The organism is Sporosarcina sp. FSL K6-5500 (assembly GCF_038005665.1).
GTDB lineage: Bacteria > Bacillota > Bacilli > Bacillales_A > Planococcaceae > Sporosarcina > Sporosarcina psychrophila.
The window spans coordinates 1-7,831 of sequence record NZ_JBBOTP010000007.1 but is presented as its reverse complement, the minus strand read 5'-3'; the positions used below and the strand labels follow the sequence as shown (position 1 = coordinate 7,831).

At 35.8% G+C, this 7,831-nt stretch carries 9 protein-coding genes; 5 read left to right on the top strand and 4 right to left on the bottom strand.

The window, feature by feature from the left end; translation table 11 throughout:
* Window positions 1-413 precede the first annotated feature (413 nt).
* Window positions 414-725, bottom strand: a complete 312-nt coding sequence (locus tag MKX62_RS24255) for a hypothetical protein (protein ID WP_340742757.1) — start codon at window positions 723-725, stop codon at window positions 414-416.
* Between the two features lie 311 nt (window positions 726-1,036).
* On the opposite strand from MKX62_RS24255, the gene MKX62_RS24250 reads away from it, so the two are divergent.
* Both MKX62_RS24250 and MKX62_RS24245 read left to right on the top strand, forming a co-directional pair.
* On the top strand, window positions 1,037-1,546 hold the full coding sequence (locus MKX62_RS24250) for a hypothetical protein (protein ID WP_340742756.1): 510 nt from the start codon (window positions 1,037-1,039) through the stop codon (window positions 1,544-1,546).
* Window positions 1,547-1,845: 299 nt separating this feature from the next.
* On the top strand, window positions 1,846-2,613 hold the full coding sequence (locus MKX62_RS24245) for a MarR family transcriptional regulator (RefSeq protein WP_340742755.1): 768 nt from the start codon (window positions 1,846-1,848) through the stop codon (window positions 2,611-2,613).
* A gap of 1,524 nt (window positions 2,614-4,137) precedes the next feature.
* Here MKX62_RS24245 and MKX62_RS24240 read toward each other — a convergent pair.
* Window positions 4,138-4,518 carry a hypothetical protein gene (locus tag MKX62_RS24240; RefSeq protein WP_340742754.1) on the bottom strand — a complete coding sequence of 127 codons (381 nt, stop codon included), beginning with the start codon at window positions 4,516-4,518 and terminating at the stop codon, window positions 4,138-4,140.
* Window positions 4,519-4,753: 235 nt separating this feature from the next.
* Between MKX62_RS24240 and MKX62_RS24235 the strand changes: the two genes are divergently transcribed.
* Window positions 4,754-4,939 carry a hypothetical protein gene (locus MKX62_RS24235; protein WP_340742753.1) on the top strand — a complete coding sequence of 62 codons (186 nt, stop codon included), beginning with the start codon at window positions 4,754-4,756 and terminating at the stop codon, window positions 4,937-4,939.
* Window positions 4,940-5,033: 94 nt separating this feature from the next.
* Here MKX62_RS24235 and MKX62_RS24230 read toward each other — a convergent pair whose 3' ends face one another.
* Window positions 5,034-5,189 carry a hypothetical protein gene (locus MKX62_RS24230; RefSeq protein ID WP_340742752.1) on the bottom strand — a complete coding sequence of 52 codons (156 nt, stop codon included), beginning with the start codon at window positions 5,187-5,189 and terminating at the stop codon, window positions 5,034-5,036.
* 130 nt (window positions 5,190-5,319) lie between these two features.
* Between MKX62_RS24230 and MKX62_RS24225 the strand changes: the two genes are divergently transcribed.
* Both MKX62_RS24225 and MKX62_RS24220 read left to right on the top strand, forming a co-directional pair.
* Complete coding sequence (locus tag MKX62_RS24225; protein WP_340742751.1) at window positions 5,320-5,844, top strand: sigma factor-like helix-turn-helix DNA-binding protein; 525 nt, start codon at window positions 5,320-5,322, stop codon at window positions 5,842-5,844.
* Window positions 5,834-5,986, top strand: a complete 153-nt coding sequence (locus MKX62_RS24220) for a YvrJ family protein (RefSeq protein WP_340742750.1) — start codon at window positions 5,834-5,836, stop codon at window positions 5,984-5,986. The genes MKX62_RS24225 and MKX62_RS24220 overlap by 11 nt, the downstream gene beginning before the upstream one ends.
* A 417-nt stretch (window positions 5,987-6,403) precedes the next feature.
* Here the strand turns inward: MKX62_RS24220 and mobV are convergent, their stop codons facing one another.
* A complete protein-coding gene (mobV, locus tag MKX62_RS24215) occupies window positions 6,404-7,684 on the bottom strand; it encodes a MobV family relaxase (protein ID WP_340742749.1) in 1,281 nt (426 codons plus the stop codon).
* Window positions 7,685-7,831 lie beyond the last annotated feature (147 nt).

Genomic DNA, 7,831 nt, shown 5'->3' with positions numbered 1-7,831 from the left:
CACGCTAGCGTGACAGACTTCCCAAGTTCAAAAGCAGAAAAAATAACCGCTTGCAGCCGTTGTTTTTTCTAGTAACAGAAAAGGAATTGAACCTTTGCTGATTCTCGCAAAGGTTCAATTCCTTTTCCAGATCAAGTGCAAAAGAACAGACCTTGCCCCTTTTGCAAAAGGGGCAAACCCCCAAAATCCCCTTCGCCAGGTGGCAGGTTCTCACATGGGGTGAGAACCAAAAAGAGGGTGGGGAATCATCTCTTGTATCAACTCCTTAAATTCCTTCCGCTTTTGCTTCAGTCAGACATTTACCATTGACACTTCCCCATAATCTTCCCTCTGGCCAAATAAAAAAGACCGTCAATAGACGATCTCCTCTTGTTGAACTAAAGCACCCGTTAGTTTAAGAAGAAAAATGAAGATTATTCCACTTTTTCTATAGTGATTGTAGAAATTCTCACTGGAGCTATTTCCAAACCCGTACCATCATATCCGACTCTCACCTTATCACCTACTTGGAACGGTTCTTCTGCATTCGCAGGGAGATCAATTTCAACAGTTCCTGAAAGTTTATTATCGTTCGCTTCAATTTCAGAAACGTAAGCAGTTCCGCTACTATGGATTTCCTCGATTGTTCCTACAAAAGTTGCTTTGACTTTCGGATTCTCAGAACCGCAGGCAAATAGTAGACTAGCAACTACGGTAAAACAGAATAAAATAATCTTATTTCTCATTGCCGCATTCCTCCTTTAAAACTCAGACAAGTATTTTCAAGAAATGTTACATTTTTCGTCTTAGAAAATTGCCCGATTGTTGAACATAAGTTAAACAACCTTGTTCAACTAAACTGCTTCGTTAGTTGAACAAGATCACAGTCTTCAACGTAATCCAAATTCAATCTTTTCTGTTATATTATCTTGGTACTGTAACGCCTCATATAGCTTACCATCATAACAGCTACACAGTAGCCGTTATAATGGTTTATTGCCTATGATGACCATACTTCGCTACAATGTACATAATGCACATCGTAGGGGGTAGGGTCATGACGGATACAGTTAATACATACACCGTAAAACACATCGAAAAGACACTCGGAATCAGCGTATCAACCGTGAGAAAATACGCCTTACTCTTGGAATCGCACGGCTACCGGATCAGTCGCAATGAAAACAACGTCCGCATCCTCTATGATGCCGACATAACGGTATTCCGACGGCTTTATGAGGAATCCACAAAGGGGCGCACATTGGACTCCGTAGCAATGGAACTCGCGACTGCACAGGAGGAAACGGACATAATCAAAGGGAATCCGCCAGCGCCGAATGATGCAGCATTGCTACGGACGTTAATCGAAAAGGTCGATACATTGACGGAAAAGATTGACGTTATGGAAGCAAGCCGAGAAGAGGAACGGCGAGCGTTTCAAATGGCATTGCGGAAATATGACGAGAAATACCAAGAAGTTATTGCGATGAAAGAAGAAACAGCAGCAGCCGAGGATGTGAAGCCAGTCAAAGCATCCGGCAAGTGGTGGCAACGGTTTAAAAAGTAATTAGTAAGATTTTAGAAAATAAGAGATTGCAAGTTTACAATTTTATCGTTATGCTTATCCCAACTTAAAAATGAACGTGAAAAGAGTGCAAGCCGTATAAATGGATTGGCGTCCATTTATACCGGTAAACGTCTGAACCAACCAGACATGCACCACTTCGCCTACACTCTTATTACATACATAGCCATAGTGTACGAAAAATATGCTGTTATGTAAAGAGTGAAAAGGTAGTGGTCTTGTCGAGAACGAACTGACAGCCGCTGCCTTTTTTTATGTTCCCAATCCAAGGGGGCTATGAAATGACACTAAAAAACACAATCGAAACGTACCAATCACTGCAACCATTCTTCACAATTGACGAACTAAACGCCAATACTAAATTGATCCGTGAACGTCATGGCAAAGACTTAACACGCTCAACCTACCGAGTACTAGACATATTGCATCGTTATTCTTGCAAGTATTACGGGGTATCATACCGCAGTAAATCCAAGATAGCCGCAGAATTAGGCATCAGTCGCAAAACAGTCACCAGGGCATGCCAACAACTTGAATCATTAGGGACCATTCAACAGCATTCCTTAAAAAGGCATAATGGAGACAAAAGAAGGTCATCAAATGCTATCGTTTTTATACGCCTTGAACCATCTAAAACAGAGAATGTCCCAACCAAATGTCCCAACAAAGAAACTCCCTTAGACTCTAAACAACAAAACCCATCATTTCATGATACGTATGCTTCGCAGCCGTCACTTTACAATCGATTCAAATCAATTCTTTCAAATAGTACGGGAGATCAGTCCGTTGCAAGCCGTCTATTCGGCATCTACAAAGCTCAGTCAATCAAGCTAATGAAGTTTGAGATTCATAAAGACCAAGGCGAACTATTCGAGGATTTAGCTATACAGGCACTACGAATTACAACGCAAGCAACGAAAAACAAGAAAATCAAAAATTTAACGGGATACTATGATGGCGTTTTGCGTGAACTTATCAGCAAAACCTTATTTGGTGACCTTTTCAAAGAGTTTTCGGTCGCACCCGATTTCAAGCTATGTACGCACTAATTGCATGATGTAACGTCGCTGGACTTAATGGCCAAGAAAACAACAGCCAAAGAAGTACTCCACTTCCTAATGCGTAATTAGAGCAGCTGCGAGGCATCTACAAGCGGTTTAAAAATATTTAACACACTTAACTCTGCAAAAATCATCAAAGAGCATAAACGGCACTCTAGGGCGTTTAACAGCCGTGTAATAAAAAGATCTTGCACCCTAAATTGGTTGTTGAAATCACAACAAAAAAAACACCCGATGACTTCCCATGGCGTTTTTTTGGCCTGCTTATCGTTTTGGTAAACCTGTATATTTATTCATTTCAGCGTGCCGAACGATTTTCAGAAAGACCGTCAACTCAACGATGTATAAACGCTGTATACAAGGTCCAGAGGACCACAGGATCCATTTCGTTGTCGGACGGGGGTTTTCCCCTCCAAATGAATTGGAAACAACTTCCGAGAACTGGCGTTATGTAAAGCTGGTCTGTATAGAGGATACAAGCCCGTTCAGCGATTGAATCGAAAAAATCTGCAAAGCAAATAGACTCCCCAAAGGAAGCTATTTACTTGATGTAAATGATACGGAACCATTTAAACCTTTATAGTATCTATTGTATGAAAATTGCTAATATTGTAGTATAGTACTCAGTTCATGTTGAATATTCAAATTATTCCAAGAAGGGAGTGGTGTTGTCATCGGAAAAGAAATGAAAATTGAATTCAATAATAAGTACTTCAAATTATTTTCGATTATTTTGGTATTAATAATGTTAATTATAATTATACTGACTTCTCTTTTTAACTTTTATCCTGGAGGGTATTCATTTGAAACAAGTAATAACGAAGTATTTATTGAAAAGGGAGCGCTAAAAAAAGAGGCCTATAACTTTACAATAACAAAATATAACGAGCCTAGAATTGGTTTATTAGAAATTAATATAGATGAATTAAAAAGAATGTGGTATTTGATGACTCTCTTTATGACATTCACCTTAATAACATCATCTAAATATTTTAGATTTAAAAACAATAAAAACTTTATTGTTTCTATGATTGGTGTTTTTTTAATAATGATAATACTATTGTCAATTCCATATATAAACTCTATAAATAATATAGAAAGTATAATTTTAAAACTGAAATGATTATAAAATAGTTCGGCTAAGGTCGAACTATCAGATTGTCGACAAAAGGCTTCCGAGATGATTTTTCTCGGAAGCCTTTTGATATTTTCTAGCAATTTTTAATTAGAAAAACCTCTCCGATGTTTTTTTTAGATTGTTATTGGATCATTCCAAGTCCAGGAGGGCATCTTCTTGAAAACGGATGGAAAGGATTCCGAATGTATATTGAACGACTGTAAATTTAATGGGAATAGCAGGGTCGATACTTGGTCGACCAATCCCCGATTGCATATCCTTCTCCAACTCATTGGTTTCTATCAAATACTTTCAAACAAAAAAGACTGTAGATAAACCCGGCTTTTCCCAAGTTTATCTACAGTCCGAAGATCAGTTAATGCCGATTTTTTCTATTAAACTATAGTAATAGTGTATTCAGTTGACAACCACCAGCTGTTTCCACTTCCGGAAACATTTTCGTAAGCTCGCGTGACAATTTTAATTGATTCTCCAGGTTTAATCTTATTAACTACTTCAGTAAGTTTAGCTCTGTAATTATTAGTTAGATCATTAAATAAAGTCGTTAGAGTAGCAGTAATACCAGCTAAGCCTAACGATTGTACAAGTACAGGTGCTAACCCTTTTGTAAACCAGGTTGTTACAGCACTCAATCCAGAGAGAACAATTGCCATTCCAATAGTATCATTGCTAACTTTGCCTTGGTCATTGATAAACTTTAAAGCTTTGTGATAGGAGATTACCTCAGTAGTTGTTCCGAGAAGTGTTTTAGCCATAAATAAAACTTCCTTTCCATTCTAGTTTTTTTGTCGACATCTAAGAAAGGCAATTTAAAGACAAAATAACAACCCCTTTCTAAAAAAAATCTACAACTATGTAACCAACACTTTTGTGGTTTTATTCTAGGTGAATTAAAATACTTTTACATAATAAAGACTTTTCTGCAACACAAACAAAGAACACATGTTCCTCTATTTGTGTTACAATATTTTACAAAGGGGAGGTAATGTCATGTACAATTCTGTTGAAGTTTTAGATATATTGAAACCTAAAATTAAGAGTGTTTTAAACAAAACCAACTTCCAGGAAAGAGAAAATCTCGAACAAGAACTAAAATTAAAAGTCCTTTCGAAATTGCCTGATATTGACAAATTAAACATTCCCGATTTTTTTGAGTTACTAAGTAAAGAACTTTAATGGTAAATCAAATAATAGGGGCTATTCAAATGAGAATAGCCCCTATTATTTGATTTATTATAGATTAAAAACAGCTTTCAATCTTTTCGCCTCATTAATATATTCTGCTTCTCATAAGAACAATTATTTCCTTTTGAATTTCCTTGTGTTTATTAAAACTATCTGCCTCAATTAATTCCTCAACCTTAGGTGTTACTTTTTGCAGGTAAAAACTCAGATATTTTTCTGTATCCCCAGAATTGATATTCATAATAATCTTCCCTCTCTAGTTATGTGCTCTTTTAATAAAGGAAGAATAAACAAAAAAAACAACCATGAAAGGTTGTTTTTTTTCAATAATTTCCCCTTATATATATATGGTCAGAAAAGGGGGAATTAATGTGGTTTTAAAGAAAGAAAAAATCCAAAACCCATTATTGAAAGGTTTTTTAAAACAAGAAGATAATAATCAGCTATATGAAGAATTTCTAATTAAACATACGAAAGAAATAAAGCGCATTTTAAATAAAAGGTTTGTAATGTTTTATTATAAGATAAGATTAATTTCATACTTTTCGAAACTAATTGAATTCGAAGCGATTAAGTATGATATGAAATTGAGAGAACATAATAAACGATACAATTTAATTTTGGACAAACCAACCAATTCAGGTAATAGAGATACTTTGGTTGACTTATTAAAAGACGGTTCATCAGGAGTAACTATAACGAAGCTAGAAGATTTTATAGAGCCGGCTGCTCTTAAATCTTTAACAGATAAGCAAAAGAATATTCTTTACTTGATATATATTAAAGAACTTAAAGACACAGAGATATCTAAAATGTTAGGCGTTTCGCAGCAATCTATTACAAAGACAAAAAAAACTGCAATACAAAAATTGAGGAGGGTATTAAATGTCAAATGAAGTCGGAATCTTCCAAATGATAGGTAATTTCGGTTTCCCGATAGTTATTACCATTTACTTACTACATCGTTTCGAAAAAAAAATAGAAAAACTAGAACAAGTAATACAAGAATTAGCTAGGGCAATATCATTGAATAAATAGAAATGATTTTGGAACATAAAAAGATTTTCATAATCAAAAGGAGCCTGCTAAAGCTTCTTTTTTTGTTTAATTAAATATTTTTTAAAATTTGTAGTTCACCGCTTTTAGTGGCAACAGAGTGTTATGTCAACCGATTGTGCATTCTTCATACATCCATGCCAAGTGCAAGAACAAGGATGTATGAGCCTAAAAACTTCTGAATTTAGAGGTAAACCTAGGTAACCACCGGTAAACCATGATTTTTAATGGTTAACCCAGATAAATCGAGTTAACTAACGCATCGAGAAAATCAAACCTTCAAAAACGTTTACAAGCCTTTTTAAGCCCTTTTAAGAAAAATCACATATAAATCTAAGCAAAAAGCCCTTAAAGCGCTCAGAACGAATTCCGAAGCGCTCCAAGGGCTTTTTTTAGCCTTCACAGTCCCATATCATGCGATTTTTTCTTAGACTTCGGCTTTTCCGACTTTTCTTGCTGAACTCTATGTAAAATCGAATCCATTGAAAAACCTCGACCCAGCAATTTATCAATAAACTGTTTCAGCTTATCCAGCCCCCTCTGCAAACGGCTTTGAGGGATTGTTTTAAGCCTTTTGTTTTCTTCCAGTGTTAAGGTCCAACTCTCCCCTTGCTCCCGATTCTTTGGCTCGTGGCCGTTCTCTAAGTTGAAAAGAATAATGCGCCCATTAATTTCTGTCTGACTAATATTTAAATCTCGATTATCATCTTGCAGCATGCTCTTAAAAATAATTTCATTTTTCCTGTGCTCTTGAAGTCCAGCGACCTCTTTTTCAAGTTTTTCATTTTTTCCTTCTAGCTTTTCAATCTTTTGTGCAGCAAGCTTACCGTCTTTTTCTAAGTCACCAATTTTCTCGCTAGTATTCTTTTTATAATTATATAAATTCTGTTTTTCTCTGATTCCAGACTTTGATAATTTTTTTAGTCGCTCATAATCTTCTGGTGGCAAAACAATATCTTTACCAAGACCCATACGGGATTTCCTCATTGATTTTTCGATTTTTTCCAAAACTTTTTTCGGCTCTTTAAATGTCGTCAAGTCATTGGTCAATTCTTCTTTTTCCTTTTCAATTTCTTTAATTTCTTTCTCCAAGTCCTGTTTTTCTTTGTATTCCTGTGAACTCAAATGTTTTTTCTCCGAACCTTTTTCACCGCGCACAACTTCAAAATTATTTTCTTGTAAATGTTTCGGAAATTCCTCTTGCAGCTCTATCAATTCTTGTTTATTAAAAATATCTTTTGCAGATAAACGATTATCTTCTGTAATCGGGATCACGCCAACGTGCATATGAGGTGTTGCCTCGTCTTGATGCACGACTGCATAGAGTGTATTTTTTTGGCCGTATCGCTCCTGGATAAATTCAAGCGACTTCTCAAAATATTTTTTTTGCTCTTCTGCAGAAAGTGAATCCATATATTCTGGTGAAGCTGTTATCAGGAATTCAGAAAGTACAACTGAATTCGCACGAGGTTTTCTTTTCACTTGTTCCGAAATTTTTTCTTTAATTTCAGATTCATATTTTAAATTTTCATCATTCAATAAATCATAATTTTGGTCAGTTTTTTCATAATCAATATCCAAATTTGATTTACTGATCCCTTGCCTTTGATTGTGTTTTTGAATACCTTGAACGTCTGATACTTGGAATTTCTGCATTCTTATAATCGCAAATTGTGCCATTTGCAACATCTCCTTTTACATTGGGGAACGAATCATATTAGGATAATAATAGCACATCGGGGGAGGAGGACCAAGACAAATTGGTATAGCCCACTATACCAATTTCATTGGTGCGGGCTCTCCGAGGGTGAAAAGCAAGAAGTCTGT

Excerpts from the sequence above, each read along its gene's own strand:
- MKX62_RS24235 (WP_340742753.1), top strand. The coding sequence starts at position 4,754 with ATGTACAATTCTGTTGAAGTTTTAGATATATTGAAACCTAAAATTAAG.
- MKX62_RS24250 (WP_340742756.1), top strand. The coding sequence starts at position 1,037 with ATGACGGATACAGTTAATACATACACCGTAAAACACATCGAAAAGACA.
- MKX62_RS24220 (WP_340742750.1), top strand. The coding sequence starts at position 5,834 with ATGTCAAATGAAGTCGGAATCTTCCAAATGATAGGTAATTTCGGTTTC.
- MKX62_RS24230 (WP_340742752.1), bottom strand. The coding sequence starts at position 5,189 with ATGAATATCAATTCTGGGGATACAGAAAAATATCTGAGTTTTTACCTG.
- MKX62_RS24240 (WP_340742754.1), bottom strand. The coding sequence starts at position 4,518 with ATGGCTAAAACACTTCTCGGAACAACTACTGAGGTAATCTCCTATCAC.
- MKX62_RS24245 (WP_340742755.1), top strand. The coding sequence starts at position 1,846 with ATGACACTAAAAAACACAATCGAAACGTACCAATCACTGCAACCATTC.
- mobV (WP_340742749.1), bottom strand. The coding sequence starts at position 7,684 with ATGGCACAATTTGCGATTATAAGAATGCAGAAATTCCAAGTATCAGAC.
- MKX62_RS24255 (WP_340742757.1), bottom strand. The coding sequence starts at position 725 with ATGAGAAATAAGATTATTTTATTCTGTTTTACCGTAGTTGCTAGTCTA.